The organism is Brachybacterium hainanense (genome assembly GCF_042434575.1).
GTDB lineage: Bacteria > Actinomycetota > Actinomycetes > Actinomycetales > Dermabacteraceae > Brachybacterium > Brachybacterium hainanense.
In genome coordinates this window covers 50,158-67,131 of sequence record NZ_JBHLSV010000017.1, presented here as the reverse complement: position 1 = coordinate 67,131, position 16,974 = coordinate 50,158, and the positions used below count along the sequence as shown (strand labels likewise).

Here is a 16,974-nt window from a genome sequence, read left to right as displayed (position 1 = left end):
CCGCTACACCGCGGGAGCGAGCATCTCCAGCAGGAGCACCGCCGGGACGTCCGCGCCGTCGCCGCGGCCGGTCAGCGAGCTGATCACGCCGACCGGCCAGTCCGGGGCGGCCGCGCCCGGCAGGGCGATCGTGCGCAGGCTCGCCGCCTGCGGCTTCGCGGCGACGTGCCGCGGGACGATCGCGATGCCCAGGCCCCGCACGACGAGGTCCAGCAGGGTGTGGACGTCGTTGACGCTGCAGCGGATGCGACGGGTGACGCCGTGCGCGGCGAGCAGGTCGTCGTTCAGGGTGCGCACCCCCCAGCTCGACGAGAAGTCGACGAAGTCGCGCCCGTCGAGCATGTCCCAGCGCAGCCTCGGCGCCTGCGCGAGCTCGTGGTCGGAGGGCACGACGAGGACCAAGGGCTCCTCGCCGAGCGGGGTGTGCCGCAGCGAGCCGAGGTGGCGGGTGGTCGCCACGAAGGCGACGTCGAGGCGACCCGTCCGGACGGCGTCGACCAGCTCGTGCGAGCCCGCCTGCGCGAACTCGGTCGCGATCCCCGGGTAGCGCCGATGGAACTGCTCGAGCAGCCGGGTGACGTCCACCAGGCCCAGGCACTGCTCCGCGCCGACGCGCAGGGAGCCGCTGACCGTGCTGCTGACCCGCACCACCGCATCGCGGGCCCGGGCGGCCTCGTCGAGCATCGCGCGGGCGTGCGGGACGAGCGCCTCCCCGGCCGGGGTCAGCTCGACCCGCCGGGTCGTGCGATCGAACAGCGTCGCACCGAGCTCCGCCTCGAGGCTGCGGATCGCGCTCGAGAGGCCGGACTGCGAGATCCCCGCGAGCTCTGCGGCCCGCGTGAAGCTGCGCTCGTCGGCGAGCGCGGTCACGTACTCCATCTGCCGCAGCTCCACTGATCGGCCCTCCTCATGAATTCCATCGCCGTGACATGTTGGACTTATATATCGCGGAGTCCCTAGGCTAGCGGCATGACTGTTCCCACCATCACCCTGAACTCCGGCCACGTCATCCCTCAGCTGGGCTTCGGCGTCTTCCTGGTCCCCGCGGACGAGGCGGAGGCCGCGGTCTCGAGCGCCCTCGAGGTCGGCTACCGCCACATCGACACCGCCGCCATCTACAAGAACGAGGAGGGCGTGGGCGCCGCGATCGCGAAGAGCGGCATCCCGCGCGACGAGCTGTTCATCACCACGAAGCTGTGGAACGACCGCCAGGCCGGCGAGGAGCCGCACGCCGCGATCCGCGAGAGCCTCGACAAGCTGGGCCTGGACCACGTGGACCTCTACCTCACGCACTGGCCGACCCCGGAGAAGGGCACCTTCGTCAACGCCTGGGAGAAGCTCGTCGAGATCCGCGACGCGGGTCTGGCCCGCTCCATCGGCGTGTCGAACCATCTGCCCGAGCATCTCGACGCGGTCGTCGAGGCGACCGGGGTGGTCCCGGCCGTCGACCAGATCGAGCTGCACCCCGCCTACCAGCAGCGCGACGTCCTCGCCTGGGGCGCGGAGCACGGCATGCACATCGAGTCGTGGGGCCCGCTGGGCCAGGGCAAGTACCCCCTGTTCGAGAACCCCGCGGTCGCCGCCGCGGCCGAGGCCCACGGCGTCACCCCCGCCCAGGTCGTCATCCGCTGGCACCTGCAGCGCGGCTTCATCGTGTTCCCGAAGTCCTCGAGCCCGCAGCGCCAGGCCCAGAACTTCGACGTGTTCGGCTTCGAGCTCACCGCCGACGAGGTCGCGGCGATCGATGCCCTCGACACCGGGGACGGCTCCGGCCGCGTGGGCACCCACCCGCTGGAGTTCAACTGATGCGCACCTTCACCCTGCCCGGGACGGACATCACCGTCCCCAACGTGGTCCTGGGCCTCATGCGCATCCAGGACAAGTCCGACGAGGAGGTCCGCACCCTGGTGCGGACGGCCCGCGAGGTGGGAATCGACTTCGTCGACCACGCCGACATCTACGGCTCCGAGCTGCACGGCTGCGAGCGCCGCTTCGCCGAGGCCATGCGGCTGAGCCCCAGCGAGCGCGAGCAGTGGACGATCCAGTCGAAGGCCGGGATCGTCTACGGCAAGGGCTACTTCGACTTCTCCTACGAGCACATCGTCGCCGAGGTCGAGGGCTCCCTGCAGGCGCTGGGCACGGACTACCTGGACATACTCCTGCTGCATCGACCCGATGCGCTCGTGGAGCCGGAGGAGGTGGCCCGCGCCTTCGACGACCTGCACGCGGCCGGGAAGGTGCGCGCCTTCGGCGTCTCCAACCACACCCCGCGGCAGATCGACCTGCTGAAGAAGCACGTGAACCAGCCGCTGGTCGCGAACCAGGTGCAGCTCTCGGTCACCCACTCCCCGCTCATCGCGCAGGGCGTGGCGGCGAACATGCAGGGCCTGGACCAGTCCGTCAGCCGCGACGAGGGCCTGATCGACTACGCGCGCCTGCACGACATCACGCTGCAGGCGTGGTCGCCCTTCCAGGCCGGGTTCTTCGACGGTCCGTTCCTGGGCTCGGAGCGGTTCCCCGAGCTGAACGCCGTGATCGAGCGCCTCGCCGCACAGTACGAGGTCACGCCGACCGCGATCGCGGTCGCCTGGATCACCCGGCACCCGGCGAACATGCAGGTCGTCCTCGGCACCACCACCCCGCAGCGGGTGGCCGACGCGGCCGCCGGCTCCGACCTGCCGCTCACCCGGGCGGAGTGGTACGAGATGTTCCGCGCCGCGGGGTACACGGTCCCCTGAGCGGAGCGGCCCGGGCGACAGTTCCCCGCAGGGGCGCTGTTCGCCCGGGCCCGGCTCAGACCGGCAGGCCGAGCCGCCACGCGCGGACGGAGACTGTCGGCTCGGCCTCGAGGCGATAGGCCTCCCCCTCCGCCGGATAGGCGCGCAGCGTCGTCGCGGGCCCGCCGCCGCGGTGCACCTCGATGATCGAGGCGTCCACGAGCACGCGCACCTCCTCTCCCGGGGTGAGCACGCCCTCCCACACCGCCGGGCCGTCCTCGCCGTGGGGTGCGAGGAGCAGACGCGCGGCGCCGGTGCCGGTCAGGAGGACCTCCGCCTGGTCCGGCAGGGCCGCGGCGTCGCAGGGCTCGGCCCGCAGCGCCGTGAGCTCGCGCGCGGGGGCGAGCCAGGCGATGTCGTCGGTGACGAGGAGCTCGCGCGGGAAGGACATCGCCCCCGACCAGCCGGCCGCGTCGCTCTCCTCCTGCGTCCTGCCGGGGAGCCCCGGGGCCGGCAGCTCCTCGACCCAGCCCCAGACGAGGACCCGCTCGCCCTGGCCATCGGCCCCGGTCGACTGCACCGCCTGCGGCGCGTAGAAGGCGACGCCGTCATCGATGATCCCGGCGCTGCGGGGTGTGAAGACGGGCAGGCCCGTGCCCTCGTCGATCGCGAGGGAGCCCACGAGGCTGCCGACGCCGACATGCGGATCCTCGCCGTACCGCAGGTGCGAGACGAGCACGACCCAGTCCTCACCGCTGCGCACGAGCTGCGGGCACTCCCACACATCGCTCGCGGGCCAGCGGGAGGCGACCTCGTCGCTCGCCTCGAGGAAGACCCCGTGGTACTCCCACTGCTCGAGATCCTCCGCCCCGTAGAGCAGCAGCGCGCCGCGCCCGCCGGTCAGGCCCGCGCCCTGCAGGGCCCAGCGCCGCCCGCCGAGCTCGAACAGGAACGGATCGCGGATCGCGGTCACCGCGGGGTCCTCCGGGATGCCGGCCGCGACCAGGCCCTCCTGCGTCCAGGTCTCGGCATCGGCCGTGCCGCGGGCGAGGAGGACCTCGGCCAGCGGGGCGTGCGGGGCCCGCACGCCGGAGTACACGGCGGTGGGCACGCCCTTCTCGAGGACGCCCACCCCGCTCCAGCATCCCGCCGAGTCCGGGCCGCCCCCCTGGGGCCGCAGCGCGACGGGATGCTCGGTCCAGCCCAGCAGGTCCGGGGAGCTCATGTGCCCCCAGCAGATCCGGTCGTGCCGGGCCGAGTCGGGGTTGTTCTGGAAGAACAGGTGCCAGCGGTCACCGATGCGCATGATCCCGTTGGGATCGTTGACCCAGCCGCGGGCGGGACGGGGATGCAGGCGGGGGAAGCTCCGGTCCGCCTGGCCGATGGCGGCGGGGAGGATGTCGTCGGTCATGAGAGGTCCTCACTGGTCGAGGCGGGGGCATCGCAGCGATGCCGGAGGGAGGTCGGCGGCCACCCGGGACGGATGCCCGGGCGGCCGCCGGCCGATGGCGCGTCGCTCACTTGCCGGAGCCGGCGGTGAGCCCTTCGCGCAGCGGCTTCTGGCCGAAGATGAACACGAGCACCGCCGGGATCATCGAGAGCACGACGCCCGCGAGGACCGTGGAGATCGATCCGGTGCCGAGGTTCCCCTGGAGGGTGACCAGGCCCAGCGGCAGGGTGAAGTTCTCCTCGCTGATCGTCATGATGAGAGGTCGGAAGAACTCGTTCCAGTGGAAGTTGAACGCGAGGATCCCGACGATCGCGAGGCTCGGCGTCGCCAGCGGGAGGTAGACGCCGAAGAACACGCGCCATGGTCCGGCGCCGTCGATCTCCGCCGCCTCGGCCAGCTCATCGGGCAGGCCCGTGAAGTACTGCCGCATGAGGAAGGTGCCGAAGGCGGTGGGGAGCATCGGGACGATCAGGGCGAGCAGCGTGTCCGCCATGCCCAGACCGCGGACGATCATGAACACCGGGATGATCGTGACCTGCATCGGCACCATCATCGTGGCGAGGATGAGGCCGAACATGAGCTTCTTGCCGCGGAAGTCGAAGCGGGCGAACACGTAGCCCGCCATCGCGGCGGTCAGCATCTGGCCGAGGGCGATGATCAGCGTCACGAGCGCGCTGTTCCAGGTGTAGATCCATACCGGGATCTGGGCGAAGACGTCGCGGAAGGCGCCGAGCCCGACCTGGGTCACGCCGGTCTCCGGATCGGAGGGCGCCAGGGCGGTCACGAGCGTCCAGACGACGGGCGCGAGGGTGAAGAAGGCGGCGACGCCGAGGACCGCGAACTTCCCGGCGGTGGCGAGGCCGCCCCGCGAGCTGCGGGGCCTGACTGCGTGGATTGTCATGATCGGAACCTCACCCGTAGAACACGTAGCGCTTGCTGAGCTGGAACTGCAGGGCAGTGACCAGCATGATCAGGATGGTCAGCACGATGCCGATCGCCGAGGCGAGACCGAAGTCGAGCTGCCGGAAGGCCGATTCGTAGATGACCATGATCGCGGTGCGGGTCTCGTCGCCCGGGCCTCCGCGCGTGAGCACGTAGGGCTGGTCGAAGATCTGCAGGGCGCCGATGATCGCCATCACCGAGGCGACCAGCATCGTCGGGCTCACCAGCGGCAGCGTGATCTGGCGGAACTGCGTCCACCCGGCGGCGCCGTCGATCGAGGATGCCTCGTAGACCTCCTTGGGGATCGCGGAGACCCCGCCCAGGAACAGCAGGAAGGTGAAGCCGAAGTTCTGCCAGACGTACACGAACAGCACGACGACCTTGGCGCCGAAGCCCGTGGTCAGCCAGCCGACCGGGGAGATCCCGATCAGGCCGAGGATCTGGTTGACCACGCCGAACTCCTGGTTGAACAGGTAGGACATGACCAGCGAGACCGAGGCCGCGGACAGGACGAGCGGGAAGAACAGCGCGGAGCGGAAGAACGTGCGCACCCAGGTCGGCATCTTCGACTGGACGAGCACCGCGAGGAACAGCGCGACCGCGAGCTGGACCGCGACGGCGACGACCACGAAGCCGATGGTGTTCAGGAAGGAGACGCGCACGGTCGGGTTCGCCGCGAGGGAGACGAAGTTGTCGACGCCGACGAACTGCGGCGGCGTGATGATGTCCCAGCGGAAGAACGCCAGCAGCAGCGATCCGAGGATGGGGATGACGTTGAAGATGCCCAGCCCGATCAGGGTGGGGGCGAGGAAGACCCAGATCAGCAGCTTGCTGCCGCGCCGGCGCTGCGGCACGGGGGTCGTGGTCCGGCCGACGCCGGTCGTGACGGGGGTCGGTGCAGCCATCACAGTCCCTTCAGGGCGAGGTCGAGGTCCCGCTGCATCGTCTCGAGGCCCGGGCGCACGCCGGAGGGGCCGCGGGTGATGGTCGCGGTGACGTTCTTGATGAGGGCGGCTTCCACCTTCGCCTGCTGAGGCGGAGCCGGGATCGCGCCCGTGGTCGGGTGCTGGTCGAGGGTGTCGTAGAAGATCTCCCAGTGGGCGGGGCCCACGCCTGCGCCGTAGAGCTCGGCGTTCAGGGAGCGCCGGGCGACGGAGGAGTCGGGCTTGTTGCGCAGCAGACGCATCCCCTCGGTGGAGACGCAGTACTTGACCCATTCCCAGGCCTCGTCCTTGCGCTCGGAGCTGCCCACGATGCAGTGGCCGGCGGCGCCGAACTGGTGGCGCTGGCTGCGCATCTTCGGGAAGTAGGTGACGTCGTACTCGTCGCCCGCGAACCCGGCCTCCTTCAGGCCGTGGACCCAGAAGCCGCCCGCGGGGGTCATGCCCACGGAGCCCCGGGCGAACAGGGACACCAGCTCGTTGCCGCCGCCCTGGGCGGGGTTCGCCGCAAGGCCCTCGCTGACCATCCGCTCGAGCACCTCGAAGCTCTCGATCGTGTGCTCGTTCAGGGCATCGGCCTGCCGCCACCGGTAGCCGCCGCCGCGGGGCTCGTGGTCCGGGTAGAAGCGCTCCCACAGCCAGTCGCCGCCGGGGAACTTCTCCTCGCGGATGATGTTGGCGTCGTTGACGTAGAGCCAGGGGATCGCCCCGCCCCAGAGCCGGTTGTTCCAGAAGTAGGGCAGGAACGAGCCGTCCGCGGAGGCCTGGAGGCGGCGGCCGATGTCGAAGAAGTCCTCGATGGTCCAGTCGTCGGCGGGACGCTCGATGCCGGCCCGCTCGAAAGCGGCGGTGTTGTAGTAGATGTTCGCGGCGTTGAAGTTGTCCGGGAGCTGGAAGAGGCTGCCCTGGTACATGAAGGACTCGATGAGCGAGGGGTGCACGTCGTCGAAGTACTCCTGCAGCTCCGCGGCGTCGCGGCGCACGTACTCGTCCAGCGGCGCCGCCATCCGCTCGGCGAACAGCTGCGTTCCCTCGGTGGCGAGGTGGACGACATCGGGCGCGTTGCCGGCGGCGACCATCGACAGGATCTTGGCGAAGAAGTCGCCGTCCTGCCCCTGGATCGCGACGACGCGCACCGGGATGTCGGGGTGCCGCTTCTGGAAGCCGTCGACGAGTCCCTGCCGGGCGGCGGCGTCCTGGGCGGTCCCGCCGACGGCGACCGTCAGCGCGTCCTCCCCGCGCCCAGGGATGTCGCCGCCGGTCAGGCGCGGCCATGAGATGGCCGTGCCCACGGCGCCGAGACCGAGCAGGCCGACCATCGCCCTGCGTCTGAGTTCAACCACGGTGTTGCTCCTATCGGGTGGTCCGGCCGCCGAGCCGGGTGACGGCATCGGCGGGAGGCTGGTCTGAGGAGTGCTAAACGCATTCAGCACGGGAACGCTAGCACTGCCCGAGCGCCGACGGCAAGAGATGTGCTGAAATGGTTCAGCGCACCACGACCACCGGCGTCGCCGACCGGTCGGCGCGCATCGCCGACGGGCACGAACCGAGGAGCACACGATGACGCCCACCAGACGCGGAGCACGGCCCACGCTGGCCGATGTCGCGGAGCGCTCGGGTATGTCGAAGGCGGCGGTCAGCCTGATCCTCAACAACCGCCCCGGCTCCCGGCTCTCCGAGGAGGCCGCGGAGCGGGTCCGGGCGGCCGCCGCCGAGCTCGGCTACCGCCCCAACCCCGCCGCACAGAGCCTGCGCCTGGGGCGGACGCGCACCATCGGGCTCGTCTCCGACGAGGTCACGCTCACCCGGCACGCCTCCGGGATGATCAGCGGAGCCCTCGAGTCCGCGAAGCGGCACGACCACACGGTGCTGATCGCCGAGACCGGAGGCGATCCGGCCGGGATCGCGGACGCCTTCGACGCGATGCTGGACCGGCGCGTCGACGGCATGGTGGTGTGCCTGATGGCGGCCCGCATGATCGACGTGCCGGAGACGACCGCGGACATCCCGGTGGTCCTCGTCAACGGGACCTCCCCCGCCGACCATCCGCACGTCCTGCCCGACGAGCGGCCTGCCGGGCACGCCATGGCGCAGATGCTCCTCGACGCAGGGCATCGCCGGATCGGGATCCTCGGCGACCTCCCGGAGGAGATCTGGGGAGATCCCCGCCGCAGCGCCACCATCGCGCTGCGCTTCGCCGGCATCGACCAGGCGCTCGACGCCGCGGGGATCACGCCCGCGCGCTCCCCCATCCCCGAATGGACCCCGGAGGCGGGCCACCGGCAGACCCACCGGCTGCTCGAGGCGAACCCCGACCTCACCGCGATCCTCGCCGGGAACGACGCCGTCGCCTTCGGCGTCTACCAGGCCCTGCACGAGCGGCAGCTGCGGGTGCCGGAGGACATCTCCGTGGTCTCCTTCGACGACGAGGAGCTCGCGACCTACCTGCGCCCCGGCCTCACGACCGCCCGCCTGCCCTACGACACGATGGCCGCGCTCGGGGTGGACATGCTCCTGGGAGACCGGGAGCTGAGCCATGAGCTGGTCCCGATGCCCGTCATCCGCCGCGAGTCCGTGGCGCCCGCCCCCGCTCCCACCGCACACGGAGACACACCATGACCGCCTCTTCCCCCCTGTCCCCCAGCACCGACGTCCATCGCCCCGCGTTCCACCTCACGCCGGTCGCCACCTGGATGAACGACCCCAACGGCCTGATCCGTCACGACGACGTCTGGCACGCGTTCTTCCAGGAGAACCCCTTCGGCAGCACCCATGCGAACCTCTCCTGGGGGCACGCGGTCTCCCGCGATCTCGCGACCTGGGAGAACCTCCCGGTGGCGCTGCCCTGCTCGGAGACGGAGCAGATCTTCTCCGGGAGCGCCGTCCACGACGCGCAGAACTCCTCGGGCCTGGGCGCGGAGGGCGGGCCCGGCCCGCTCGTGGCGATCTACACGAGCGCCTACGCGCCGGACCACGCCACGCATCCCGGCATCCAGGCGCAGTCCCTCGCCTTCTCCGAGGACGGCGGCGCGACCTGGACCTACGCCGCGGACAACCCGGTGCTGGACCGCGGGTCCTCCGACTTCCGCGACCCCAAGGTGTTCCTCCATGCCGAGACGGGCCGCTGGGTCATGATCGCGGTCGAGGCCCTCGACCAGAAGGTCATGATCCACACCTCGGAGAACCTCCGCGATTGGGAGCTCGCCTCCGAGTTCGCCTTCCCGGATATCGACGGCGGGGTCTGGGAATGCCCCGACCTGGTGCGCGTCCCCGGCCCGGACGGCGACCCCGTCTGGGTGCTCATCCTCAGCACCAACCCCGGCGGTCCTGCGGGCGGCTCCGGGACCTGGACCCTGATCGGCGACTTCGACGGCCGCACCTTCACGACCTCGGCCCGGCCGGCGCCGCTGGACCTGGGCCAGGACAACTATGCGGCGGTCTCCTTCTCCGGCGTCGAGGGGCGACCCGTCATCCTGGGCTGGATGAACAACTGGGACTACGCCCAGCACACTCCGACGGGTCCGTGGCGCTCCTCGATGACGCTGCCCCGCGAGCTGGATGTCGTCCCCGGCGCAGACGGCCGCCTCGAGCTGCGAGGACGTCTTCGCGTCCCCGCAGCGATCCCCGCGATCGACGTCTCCGTCCCGGCGGAGCCGGGTCCCGTCGGGGAGGTCCGCGTACCGTCGACGGAGCCGTTCCTCCTGCAGGGCACGCTGCGGACCGATGCCGCGCACCGGATCGTGCTGCGCTTCGGCACGGAACCCGCGGCGCCGGAGCTCGTCGTCGAGGTCGACGGGGAGGGCAGCATCACGCTGGACCGAGGGGCGGCGCATCGGCAGGAGTTCGCTCCCGCCTTCGCGCGCTCCCTCCCGTACCAGCCCGCGGCACCCGGGGATCCCGTCGCGTTCCGCCTGGTCGTGGACCGGTCCACGGTCGAGCTCGAGCTCGAGGACGGGCGTGCGGTCATCTCGCAGCAGATCTTCCCCGGCGGCGGGGAGGTCACGCTCCGGGTGGATCCTCCGCGCTGACGACTCCCGGGCCGGGGAAGACGTCCCCGGCGGAGGTGCGAGCGGCGGAGGAGGGCCAGCGCCGGGAGATCCAGGCGGCCCATCCCTCCGCCGGCTGGGGTTCGGAGTAGATGCCGGAGAGCTCGGCCGCATCGGGCTCCTGCAGCATCGTGCGCCACCGGTCGAGGTCCGCCTGCGTGACCTCCCACGTCTGCTCCGGCGTCTCCTCCCAGCGCCGCGCGACCTGACGGGACTGGGTCTCTCGGTCGACATCCACGTGCTCGGTGCGAACCCGCGCGCCGAGGCGCCCGGCGGCCCAGGCGAGGGCGGCCCGTTCGTCGCGTCCCCAGAATCCGAAGTCGAGGATGACGTCGGTTCCCGCGCGCAGCATCTCGAGCGCCGTCCACACCAGCCGCCCCTCGAGGACATCGCGCATCCCCTCCGGATCGTGGTGCCGGAACAGCGGGCCCATCCATTCGTCCGGGGTCAGGCGCACCGCCCCGGTGTCACGGGCGAGGCGCGTCGCACGGGTGGTCTTCCCGGCGCCGACATGGCCGACCATGAGGATGAGCTGCGTCATCGGACCAGCGTAGCGATCGGGGCGTCGCGGTCGCTGCGGGTGGATCGGGGGTTCAGCGGCCGGCCGGACCCTCGCGCCGTGCCCGGCGATGCCGCTGTGCGCGCAGCGCGCGACGGCGGCGCCTGTTCAGGCCGGGCAAGGGGGCGAACGCCGATGTCCGGGAGGTGCCGGTGACGCCGTAGCGGCTGCGCCACCGGATGCGGGTGCCGGCGGGATCTCGCGGATCACCGACGAGCGTGGTGGTCCAGTCGCCCTCCTCCTTGCCGTGGTTGCTGCGGATGCAGACGCCCTGGGCGTTGCGGTAGCTGGTGGGTCCGCCGTCCGCGTGGCGCTGGACGTGATCGACATGGCGCGTGACGGCGTTGCACCAGGGGGTGCGGCAGACCTGGTCCCGCCAGAAGACGAGACGCCGCAGATTCAGGGGGAAGGCGCGGGAGCGGGACTGCATGGCCATGAGCTCCCCGCTGGCGGGATGCCGGTACAGGACGCGGTAGAAGGTGTTCGCGATCGCGGCTTCTGCCGCCGCGTCCTGCTCCTGCGGAGTGAGGTCCGCATCGTCGATCTGGTGCCCGTAGGGGCGTCCCTCGAGGTGAGCGCGCAGCACGGCGACCGGCAGCTGTCCGTAGCCGGTGAGGGTGGCGAGCTCCCTGTCATCCTCGCGCCCTTCCAGGAAGCGGTCGGTGACGACGATGCCGATCTCCACCCGGGGTCCGAGCGGCGCCCCGTCCGGCACCCGCAGACGGCGCCGCCACCCGCCGGATACGAGGTCGAATCCGGTCGCGGCCCCCAGAGGCCCGAACGCACCGTGCCCCGGCTGACCTGCCGGCCGCCCGACCGGCCGGGTCCCGGTCAGATCAGCCGCGGCGGCGAGCTCCGCCTCGAGACCGGCGGCTGCGTCGGCATCGACTTCGGAGGCGGAGAGAGGAGCGCAGAGCTCATCGGGGTCGAGATGGGCGTGCTGGTCGTAGAAGCGGTGCACGGCCTCGGCGAGGACATCCGCCCGCAGCGCACCCAGGGCGATCCGGCTGCCGGCCGCTCGCTCGGACTCCGCCGCGGCCTGCAGCGTGGCGTCCATCTTCGCCGCGTCCAGGCCCGGCAGGACGGCGCTCAGCCGTGCCATCCCGTGGGGGAGGGGCCGCATCCTCACGTACCGGCCGCGGGCAGCGCGCTCCGCCTGGTCCCGGAGCTCCTGCGGCGGCGTGTGCTGATGAATGATCCCGCGGACCAGCTCGCCGACCTTGGCGGTGCCCAGCCCGTCCAGACGGCTCAGGTCCCGGCCGAGCTCCCGGTCGACCCGCGCGCACGTCTGCGGCGAGGCGTTCGCGACCGCGGCATCGACCGCTGCCACGGTCTCCTCACCCAGGCGCGCCCCGGCCTGCGCCCTGTGCAGGGCGGGCATGGAGGTGTGGCGTCGCCTCGCAGCGGCGAGATCCCTGCCGGTGCGGTGCGCGCTGGTGCGGCGGGCGAGGGCGAGGTTCAGGACCAGGCCATGCTCGAGCCCTCGCCCGGCGGCGCCACGCGCGGCATTGTCCGCCCGCACCAGGTCGCGCGCACGGAGCATCGCCTGGTCCTCGAGAGCCGTGATGCGGGTGCGGAGGTCCGCGAGCGCGGCCACCGCGGCGAACGCCTCGTCCGCGCTGCCGGGTTCCGCGTCCACGAGCGGGCGCTCGGTGGACCGGCTCACCGACATGCTCGCCAGGGTCGCGTCCAGCATTGAAGCCGCGAGCTCCCACGCCTCCGCGTGCACGGCCGACCCCGCCGATGGTCCGGACGAGGACGCCGCGGACCGTGCCGCTCCGGCCAGCCGCTCGAGCTCCACACGGACCGCGTCAATCCGTCCTCGCGCCGCCACCCGGGCGAGATCCGCGGCACGGGCGCCGTGCGGATCCGGTGGGGACGAATGCGAGGAGGACATATCTCGATCATACGTACGAAACGATCGAGAAGAAAGAGGTTCATCGGATCCGAACAATATTGTGGATATCCACGACATGGGGAGGACAAGCGCCTGCGCATCGTCCGTGAAATCACGTTCGATGGGGAGAGCGCATTTCTCCGCTCATCGGGCCTGCGGTCATCTGGCGACACACGGTGCGGCTTCCGGTCCGGGTCGGGCTAGCGTGCAGGGGGAGGTGCCCATGGATGACCAGGCTCGGACGAAGCAGCTGTTCAGCAGCTTCCCCACCGGCATCGCGGTGCTCGCGGCGATCGAGGACGGCGAGCGCTTCGCCATGCCCGTCGCCGCCTTCAGCGTGGGGGTGTCGCTCGATCCCCCGCTGGTCAGCGCGGCCCTCACCCGCACGTCGACGACCTGGCCGCGTCTGCGCTCCGCCGCACGCATCGGCGTGTCGATCCTCGACGAGGCGCAGGCGGGGATCCTGCGGCAGCTCACCGCCCCCGATCGCAGCCGGCGCTGGGACGGCATCGACCCCGTCGTGCGCGAGGGCTCCGCGCTGATCCTGCCGGGGGCCGCGGCCTGGATGGTCGTCGAGCTCGCGGCCGTGCACTCCGCGGGCGACCACGAGCTCGCTCTGCTGCGCCTGCACGACCAGGGCCTGCGCGAGGGTTCGGACCCGCTGGTCTACTACCGCGCTCGCTCCCACGGCCTCGGCGAGAGCCTCGAGCCCCGCTGAATCCACGGCTCCCCGGGCTCTCGGCCCCTCAACCGACAGATCGACCAGGAGGCTCTGCATGTTCGAGGCCGATGTTCTCGATGTGACCCAGGAGGCCCGCACCGGCGACCTTCCCCCACATCTCCGGGTCGACGAGCTCCTGCACGAGGCGTACGGGCGCTATCGCGGTCTGCGCACCGGCACCGTCGCGGACTACATCCCGGCCCTCGCCGGAGCCGATCCCGACCTGTTCGGGCTCTCCCTCATGGCCGTCGACGGGGAGGTCCACGAGGCCGGAGCGGTCGCCGCCCCGTTCTCCCTCCAGTCGATCTCCAAGGCATTCGTCTTCGCGCTCGTGTGCGAGGAACTGGGTCATGAGGAGGTCCACGAGCGGATCGGCGTGAACAACACCGGACTCCCCTTCAACTCCGTGATGGCGATCGAGCTCAACCACGGAAGCCCGATGAACCCCATGGTCAACGCCGGCGCGATCGCGACGACCGCCATGGTGCCGGGGCCCAGCGCGGCCGAGCGCTGGGAGCATGTGCGCCATGGGCTGTCCCGCTTCGCCGGACGTCCCCTCACGCTGGACGGCGCCGTGTACCGCTCGGAGGCGCTGACCAACCAGCGCAACAGGGCGCTCGCCCGGCTGCTCGAGAGCTACGGCCGCCTGGTCGAGGATCCGCTGGAGACCGTCGACATCTACACCCGCCAGTGCTCCCTGTCGGTGACCGCCCGCGACCTCGCGGTGATGGGAGCGACGCTCGCCGCCGGGGGCGTCAACCCGCTCACGGGAGAACAGGTGGTCTCCGCGGAGGTCTCACGGGACACGCTCGCGGTCCTCGCTTCCTGCGGCGTGTACGAGCGCTCGGGCGAGTGGATGTTCGAGATCGGACTGCCCGCCAAGTCCGGGGTCTCCGGCGGTATCGTCGCGGTCGCCCCAGGGAAAGGCGCCCTCGGCGCCTTCTCCCCTCCGCTGGACGACGCCGGGAACAGCGTCCGCGGCGGCCGGGCCTGCGCCTTCCTCTCGAGGGCGCTCGGACTGAACCTCTTCGCCTCCTCCCCGCCGCCGAGCACCGCTCCCGGACCCCGGTGATCGTCCTGTTCCTCGCGCTGACCTGCCCCCGCACGGCCTCCACGAAAGCCTCCCTCGACTTCCGGCGTTCCGGGGACGGCCCGGGATCCGGCGGCGCACGATGGGGGTCTGCGCCGGGATATGGGATGGTCCCGGGCACGCATGCGCTGCCGGCGCAGGGGAAAGGGTGATTCATCATGGCTGTGATCCGTACCCGTCCGCTTGTCCTCCCTCTCATGCTCCCCGCCCTCGCGGCTGTGCTCGCGGGCTGCTCCTTTTCCTTCGGCGGCGACGTGTCGGTCGCGCAGGAGGAGGCCGAGAAGCAGATCATCGACCTCATCGGCCCCCAGCTCCCGGAGGAGATCGAGAGCGCCGACTGCCCCGGTTCCCTCGCGGGCGAGGTCGGGACGACGATGACCTGCACGATCACCGTCGGCGGGGCCAGCTACGACACGATCCTCACCGTGACCTCTGTCGAGGGGAAGCAGGTGAACTTCGACATCGACGTGCCCGAGTACGGGGCCTGAGGGACGCTTCGATCGCGTCGATGGGGACCTGTCCCCATGGACGGGGGCCGGAGACCCCGGGCAGGCTGGCCCGCGAGCGCCCGCCGGCGGGGCACCCGGCCCCATCCTGGACGGTCGCCGCGAGAGGTGATCCGCATGTCCGCACGCCGCATCCGACCCGCCGCCCTGCTCCTGCTGCCGGTCGCGACGCTCGCCCTGGCAGGCTGCTCGATCGGCGGCGCCTCCGCCGTCTCGCAGGCCGATGTCGAGCAGCAGGTGACGGACACGCTGACGCAGCAGGTGGGTCAGGCGCCCGATTCCGTGGACTGCCCGGGCGACCTGCCGGCCGAGGTCGGCGCCTCCCTCACCTGCGTGCTCTCCGCGGGCGGGCAGACGATCGACGTCGCCGTCACGGTCACCGGCGTCGAGGACGGGACCGTGAGCTTCGACGTGCAGGTCGCCGACGCGGTGAACTGATCCCGCCCCCGCTCACGACAGCATGTCGCGCACGAGGGGGACCACCTGCGTGCCGTACAGCTCGATCGAGCGACGGAGGTCGTCGTGGCGGACCCCGCCCTGGTCGTACTTGAGATCGAAGCGGTCCACACCCAGGGTGCGGACGGTCCGGGCGATCTTCCGCGCCACGGTCTCAGGGGAGCCGACGTACTGGGCGCCCTGCTCGACCTCGATCTCGAAGTCGCCCTGGGCGGGCGGCGGCCAGCCGCGCTCGCGGCCCATGCGCTCCCGCATCGCGTACCAGCCGGGACGGACGATGTCGCGGGCCTGCTCATCGGTCCGCGCGATCAGTCCCGGGGAATGGACGGCGACGGGCTGCCGAGGCGTGCCGAGCTCGTCCTGGGCGCGGGCGAAGAGGTCGACATAGGGGGCGAAGCGGGCCGGGGCTCCCCCGATGATCGCGAGGAACAGGCCCATGCCGTGGCGCGCCGTGCGCACCACGGACTCGGGACTCCCACCGACGCCGACCCAGGCGCGGATGCCGTGCGCGGTGCTCGGGAAGACACGCTGCTCGTGCAGGGGCGCGCGGGTGGTCCCGGACCAGGTGACGGGCTCCTCACGCAGGAGCTGGGCGAGCAGCCCCAGCTTCTCCTCGAAGAGCACCTCGTACTGGGAGAGGTCGTAGCCGAACAGGGGGAAGGACTCGGTGAAGGAGCCGCGGCCGGCGACGATCTCCGCACGCCCTCCGGAGACCGCGTCGAGGGTCGCGAAGCGCTCGTAGACGCGGACCGGGTCGTCGGAGCTGAGCACCGTCACGGCCGACCCCAGGCGGATGCGGGTGGTGCATCCGGCGATCGCGGCGAGCACCATCTCCGGACTCGAGACGGCGAAGTCGGGCCGGTGGTGCTCGCCCACCCCGAAGAAGTCCAGACCCGCCTGGTCGGCGAGGACGGCGTCCTCGACGAGGTCGCGGATCACCCGGGGGTGCGGGAGAGGCCTTCCCTGGTCGTCCTCGGTCACGCCGCCGAAGGTGTCCAGGCCGAGCTCGAGGATGCCGGGGTCGCTGTGCGTCATGGCCGCTCGAACGCCGCGGATGCCGGTCCGATTCCCGGCGCATCGGGAGCACCGCGGGCATTGACAGGAGTGTGCGTCGCGTCACAGGCTTGTGCCATGGTGAGCGTGAAGACCTGGCTCTGGTTCAACGGCGGCGTGGATGATGCGGCGGCGTTCTACGTCTCGCTGCTCCCGAACTCCCGCATCGTCGGGACGATGCCGTACACCCCGGCCGAGGGCGATCCCGCGCCGGGCGGCCCCGCGGACGGGCAGTCTCTCGCCGTGGAGATCGAGCTCGCGGGCGTGCCGTACGCCCTGCTGAACGGCGGACCCCACTTCCCGCAGACGGAGGCGGCCTCGATCGAGGTGCGCGTCGACTCGCAGGAGGAGGTGGACCGGCTGTGGGCGGCGCTCACGGCGGACGGCGGCGCGGAGTCGCAGTGCGGCTGGTGCAAGGACCGGTGGGGCGTGTCGTGGCAGATCACCCCGAACCGGCTCTACGAGCTGCTGCAGGGACCGCACGCCTCGGCCGTGACCGCGGAGATGTACACGCAGCAGAAGCTCGACATCGCTCGTCTCGAGGCCGCGGCGCAGCGCTGAGGCGCCGGGACGGTGCGGCCGGGGCCGCGACCGCA

General features: G+C 71.6%; 17 protein-coding genes. 9 read left to right on the top strand and 8 right to left on the bottom strand.

Going from position 1 to position 16,974, the window contains the following annotated elements:
- Positions 1–3: 3 nt before the first annotated feature.
- The gene (locus ACFFF6_RS13650) at positions 4–879 is read right to left on the bottom strand and encodes a LysR family transcriptional regulator (RefSeq protein WP_376981626.1); all 876 of its coding nucleotides are present in this window, start codon (positions 877–879) and stop codon (positions 4–6) included.
- 90 nt (positions 880–969) lie between these two features.
- Between ACFFF6_RS13650 and ACFFF6_RS13645 the strand changes: the two genes are divergently transcribed.
- Positions 970–1,806: an aldo/keto reductase gene (locus ACFFF6_RS13645; RefSeq protein ID WP_376981624.1), complete on the top strand. Its 837-nt coding sequence runs from the start codon at positions 970–972 to the stop codon at positions 1,804–1,806.
- The gene (locus ACFFF6_RS13640; RefSeq protein WP_376981622.1) at positions 1,806–2,738 is read left to right on the top strand and encodes an aldo/keto reductase; all 933 of its coding nucleotides are present in this window, start codon (positions 1,806–1,808) and stop codon (positions 2,736–2,738) included. The genes ACFFF6_RS13645 and ACFFF6_RS13640 overlap by 1 nt, the downstream gene beginning before the upstream one ends.
- A gap of 55 nt (positions 2,739–2,793) precedes the next feature.
- Here the strand turns inward: ACFFF6_RS13640 and ACFFF6_RS13635 are convergent, their stop codons facing one another.
- The 4 genes from ACFFF6_RS13635 to ACFFF6_RS13620 all read right to left on the bottom strand — a co-directional run bounded on the left by ACFFF6_RS13635 (position 2,794) and on the right by ACFFF6_RS13620 (position 7,393).
- Entirely contained in the window at positions 2,794–4,128 is a 1,335-nt protein-coding gene (locus tag ACFFF6_RS13635) for a glycoside hydrolase family 32 protein (RefSeq protein WP_376981620.1), read from the bottom strand.
- A gap of 106 nt (positions 4,129–4,234) precedes the next feature.
- Entirely contained in the window at positions 4,235–5,068 is an 834-nt protein-coding gene (locus tag ACFFF6_RS13630; protein ID WP_376981618.1) for a carbohydrate ABC transporter permease, read from the bottom strand.
- Positions 5,069–5,078: 10 nt separating this feature from the next.
- A complete protein-coding gene (locus ACFFF6_RS13625; RefSeq protein ID WP_376981616.1) occupies positions 5,079–6,014 on the bottom strand; it encodes a carbohydrate ABC transporter permease in 936 nt (311 codons plus the stop codon).
- Positions 6,014–7,393 (bottom strand): extracellular solute-binding protein, encoded by a 1,380-nt coding sequence (locus tag ACFFF6_RS13620; protein ID WP_376981614.1) that lies wholly within the window; start codon positions 7,391–7,393, stop codon positions 6,014–6,016. Before ACFFF6_RS13620 ends, ACFFF6_RS13625 begins: the two co-directional genes overlap by 1 nt.
- A gap of 217 nt (positions 7,394–7,610) precedes the next feature.
- On the opposite strand from ACFFF6_RS13620, the gene ACFFF6_RS13615 reads away from it, so the two are divergent.
- Together ACFFF6_RS13615 and ACFFF6_RS13610 are read left to right on the top strand one after the other, a co-directional pair.
- Positions 7,611–8,669 carry a LacI family DNA-binding transcriptional regulator gene (locus tag ACFFF6_RS13615; RefSeq protein WP_376981612.1) on the top strand — a complete coding sequence of 353 codons (1,059 nt, stop codon included), beginning with the start codon at positions 7,611–7,613 and terminating at the stop codon, positions 8,667–8,669.
- Positions 8,666–10,078 (top strand): glycoside hydrolase family 32 protein, encoded by a 1,413-nt coding sequence (locus ACFFF6_RS13610; protein WP_376981610.1) that lies wholly within the window; start codon positions 8,666–8,668, stop codon positions 10,076–10,078. Before ACFFF6_RS13615 ends, ACFFF6_RS13610 begins: the two co-directional genes overlap by 4 nt.
- Here ACFFF6_RS13610 and ACFFF6_RS13605 read toward each other — a convergent pair.
- Both ACFFF6_RS13605 and ACFFF6_RS13600 read right to left on the bottom strand, forming a co-directional pair.
- Positions 10,050–10,637, bottom strand: coding sequence for a P-loop nucleotide/nucleoside kinase family protein (locus ACFFF6_RS13605; RefSeq protein ID WP_376981608.1), 588 nt, complete (start codon positions 10,635–10,637; stop codon positions 10,050–10,052). The genes ACFFF6_RS13610 and ACFFF6_RS13605 overlap by 29 nt on opposite strands.
- A 52-nt stretch (positions 10,638–10,689) precedes the next feature.
- Complete coding sequence (locus tag ACFFF6_RS13600) at positions 10,690–12,552, bottom strand: hypothetical protein (RefSeq protein WP_376981606.1); 1,863 nt, start codon at positions 12,550–12,552, stop codon at positions 10,690–10,692.
- 223 nt (positions 12,553–12,775) lie between these two features.
- On the opposite strand from ACFFF6_RS13600, the gene ACFFF6_RS13595 reads away from it, so the two are divergent.
- From ACFFF6_RS13595 to ACFFF6_RS13580, 4 genes are all read left to right on the top strand, one after another.
- A complete protein-coding gene (locus tag ACFFF6_RS13595) occupies positions 12,776–13,270 on the top strand; it encodes a flavin reductase family protein (RefSeq protein ID WP_376981604.1) in 495 nt (164 codons plus the stop codon).
- A 58-nt stretch (positions 13,271–13,328) separates the two neighbouring features.
- Positions 13,329–14,345, top strand: coding sequence for a glutaminase A (gene glsA / locus ACFFF6_RS13590; RefSeq protein ID WP_376981602.1), 1,017 nt, complete (start codon positions 13,329–13,331; stop codon positions 14,343–14,345).
- A 176-nt stretch (positions 14,346–14,521) separates the two neighbouring features.
- Positions 14,522–14,851, top strand: a complete 330-nt coding sequence (locus tag ACFFF6_RS13585; RefSeq protein ID WP_376981600.1) for a DUF4333 domain-containing protein — start codon at positions 14,522–14,524, stop codon at positions 14,849–14,851.
- Between the two features lie 135 nt (positions 14,852–14,986).
- Positions 14,987–15,307, top strand: coding sequence for a DUF4333 domain-containing protein (locus tag ACFFF6_RS13580; RefSeq protein WP_376981599.1), 321 nt, complete (start codon positions 14,987–14,989; stop codon positions 15,305–15,307).
- A 12-nt stretch (positions 15,308–15,319) separates the two neighbouring features.
- Here the strand turns inward: ACFFF6_RS13580 and ACFFF6_RS13575 are convergent, their stop codons facing one another.
- Positions 15,320–16,360 (bottom strand): LLM class flavin-dependent oxidoreductase, encoded by a 1,041-nt coding sequence (locus ACFFF6_RS13575; RefSeq protein WP_376981597.1) that lies wholly within the window; start codon positions 16,358–16,360, stop codon positions 15,320–15,322.
- 96 nt (positions 16,361–16,456) lie between these two features.
- Between ACFFF6_RS13575 and ACFFF6_RS13570 the strand changes: the two genes are divergently transcribed.
- Positions 16,457–16,939 carry a VOC family protein gene (locus ACFFF6_RS13570; RefSeq protein WP_376981595.1) on the top strand — a complete coding sequence of 161 codons (483 nt, stop codon included), beginning with the start codon at positions 16,457–16,459 and terminating at the stop codon, positions 16,937–16,939.
- The last annotated feature ends 35 nt before the right edge of the window (positions 16,940–16,974 follow it).

Bases quoted from the DNA above. Each gene is read 5' to 3' on its own strand.
- ACFFF6_RS13650 (WP_376981626.1), bottom strand. From the start codon at position 879: ATGGAGTACGTGACCGCGCTCGCCGACGAGCGCAGCTTCACGCGGGCC.
- ACFFF6_RS13645 (WP_376981624.1), top strand. From the start codon at position 970: ATGACTGTTCCCACCATCACCCTGAACTCCGGCCACGTCATCCCTCAG.
- ACFFF6_RS13640 (WP_376981622.1), top strand. From the start codon at position 1,806: ATGCGCACCTTCACCCTGCCCGGGACGGACATCACCGTCCCCAACGTG.
- ACFFF6_RS13635 (WP_376981620.1), bottom strand. From the start codon at position 4,128: ATGACCGACGACATCCTCCCCGCCGCCATCGGCCAGGCGGACCGGAGC.
- ACFFF6_RS13630 (WP_376981618.1), bottom strand. From the start codon at position 5,068: ATGACAATCCACGCAGTCAGGCCCCGCAGCTCGCGGGGCGGCCTCGCC.
- ACFFF6_RS13625 (WP_376981616.1), bottom strand. From the start codon at position 6,014: ATGGCTGCACCGACCCCCGTCACGACCGGCGTCGGCCGGACCACGACC.
- ACFFF6_RS13615 (WP_376981612.1), top strand. From the start codon at position 7,611: ATGACGCCCACCAGACGCGGAGCACGGCCCACGCTGGCCGATGTCGCG.
- ACFFF6_RS13610 (WP_376981610.1), top strand. From the start codon at position 8,666: ATGACCGCCTCTTCCCCCCTGTCCCCCAGCACCGACGTCCATCGCCCC.
- ACFFF6_RS13605 (WP_376981608.1), bottom strand. From the start codon at position 10,637: ATGACGCAGCTCATCCTCATGGTCGGCCATGTCGGCGCCGGGAAGACC.
- ACFFF6_RS13600 (WP_376981606.1), bottom strand. From the start codon at position 12,552: ATGTCCTCCTCGCATTCGTCCCCACCGGATCCGCACGGCGCCCGTGCC.
- ACFFF6_RS13595 (WP_376981604.1), top strand. From the start codon at position 12,776: ATGGATGACCAGGCTCGGACGAAGCAGCTGTTCAGCAGCTTCCCCACC.
- glsA (WP_376981602.1), top strand. From the start codon at position 13,329: ATGTTCGAGGCCGATGTTCTCGATGTGACCCAGGAGGCCCGCACCGGC.
- ACFFF6_RS13585 (WP_376981600.1), top strand. From the start codon at position 14,522: ATGGCTGTGATCCGTACCCGTCCGCTTGTCCTCCCTCTCATGCTCCCC.
- ACFFF6_RS13580 (WP_376981599.1), top strand. From the start codon at position 14,987: ATGTCCGCACGCCGCATCCGACCCGCCGCCCTGCTCCTGCTGCCGGTC.
- ACFFF6_RS13575 (WP_376981597.1), bottom strand. From the start codon at position 16,360: ATGACGCACAGCGACCCCGGCATCCTCGAGCTCGGCCTGGACACCTTC.
- ACFFF6_RS13570 (WP_376981595.1), top strand. From the start codon at position 16,457: ATGGTGAGCGTGAAGACCTGGCTCTGGTTCAACGGCGGCGTGGATGAT.